Below are 1,586 nucleotides of genomic sequence, written 5' to 3' on the forward strand. Positions count from 1 at the left end.
CACCACCGGCTGGGGACTACCTTGCAAGCCCACCGTCACGCGCGGCTAACGCACACGAGTCCACCGGCCGATAAAAATCGCCCAGTACACGTGTCCATCATGCGCGTGCCGGGCGACTTTCACTTTCAGTGTTTAGGATGCTGCGAGCTTTTGGGCGCGCTGGTAAGACACTCCGAGGACTGTTCCCATATCTCGCACGGTCATTCCAGCGTTTCTCATTGCAACAGCGAGGTCATGAGTGCTTGCCTGTGCCGCAGCGGTCAGTCGTGCCGCTTCTTCGCGTTCTTTTTCGGCGCGAGCTTTCATTTCCGCAAGGCCCGGTGGGAGAACAACATCAACAACAATGCTGAGTTCGTCTGGGTCTAGGCCTGCCTGAAAGGCCAGTGCTTCGCGCATCTCGTCGGCAGCATTAGCCAGCCGCTTAGTTTGGGACACTGCCCCAAGTTCGGCGCATTCGAGTACCCATACTCCGCTGGTTCCGCGTTCTGCGGTTACTGTGTATGTCGTGGTCATTACCTCCACCAGCCTTTCCCTAATTCTTGGGCGTATTGGTCGAAAAACTTCTTGACTGTCACATCGTCAATCTCACGGTGCCTACCTAAGGTTCGGGTTGTATTGCCTACCCGATAAGCGTCATGGCGCGATAGGGCGATTTCCTCAAATTCAAGACCGCGCCGCTTGGCTTCCGCTTTCAATTTCTTGATGACGGCGTTTCGCTTCATAACAGTAGTCTACCGATGGGAGACTAAACAAGTCAACCACGGGTAGACGGTTTTCTTGATTATGTTCCTTCGTCAATTGAACTGGGGACTACCTTGCAAGCCCACCGTCACACGCCGCTAATCCCGTGCTCTGGTTAGGGGCGCTCCCACAGCTCCACAGAGACCGGGTTACGTCAGACCTTACTGGTTGAGGTACTTATACAGTGTGGTGCGCCCAATCCCGAGTCGGCGGGCAACCTCCGCTTTCGGAATACCAGCGCTCACCCACCCGCGCGCCTGCGCTACTTGTTCCTCATTGAGGACTTTCGCACGCCCCTTATAAACGCCGCGCGCCTTGGCTTTCGCGATACCTTCGGCCTGGCGCTCACGAATAATCGAACGCTCAAACTCCGCCACCGACCCGAGTAGGCCAAGCATGAGCTTGGCCACCGGACTGGAATCTAATGAATAGGTCTGTCCTTCTTTGAGGAACTTGACGGATACTCCGCGTTCGGTGAGTTCATCGACCAGGCGGTGCAGGTCGATAAGCGAGCGGGCAAGCCTATCCATACTCACCACAATGAGTTGATCGCCGGCACGAAGATAATTAAGCGCCCCATCTAAGCCGGGGCGCTGGGTGGACGAACCACTCACCGTGTCGGTGAAGACGCGGAAGACTTTTTCCTTCTTCAACGCCGCCAACTGTCGGTCGAGATTCTGGTCTTTGGAACTAACACGCGCGTAACCAATTTTTTGGCCCGCAACCACCTCTGGCTGTTCGGGAATGTCTAGAGGTAGTGACGGTTCTGTTTCATTACTTATAAACCCACCCTAGCGAACAGCGAGTTAAACACGATGGATGTAATTCTTAAACTGTTCGCTTAG

General features: G+C 54.9%; 3 protein-coding genes. All 3 read right to left on the minus strand.

Annotation, left to right across the window (positions count from 1 at the left end; all coding sequences use genetic code 11):
* Positions 1–132 precede the first annotated feature (132 nt).
* On the minus strand, positions 133–513 hold the full coding sequence (locus HMPREF3148_RS02625) for a hypothetical protein (RefSeq protein WP_070508638.1): 381 nt from the start codon (positions 511–513) through the stop codon (positions 133–135).
* Complete coding sequence (locus tag HMPREF3148_RS02630) at positions 513–722, minus strand: hypothetical protein (protein ID WP_049063700.1); 210 nt, start codon at positions 720–722, stop codon at positions 513–515. The genes HMPREF3148_RS02625 and HMPREF3148_RS02630 overlap by 1 nt, the downstream gene beginning before the upstream one ends.
* 180 nt (positions 723–902) lie before the next feature.
* Positions 903–1,469 (minus strand): recombinase family protein, encoded by a 567-nt coding sequence (locus HMPREF3148_RS02635; RefSeq protein WP_254727081.1) that lies wholly within the window; start codon positions 1,467–1,469, stop codon positions 903–905.
* Positions 1,470–1,586 lie beyond the last annotated feature (117 nt).

Source organism: Corynebacterium sp. HMSC05D08, assembly GCF_001807215.1.
Lineage (GTDB): Bacteria > Actinomycetota > Actinomycetes > Mycobacteriales > Mycobacteriaceae > Corynebacterium > Corynebacterium striatum.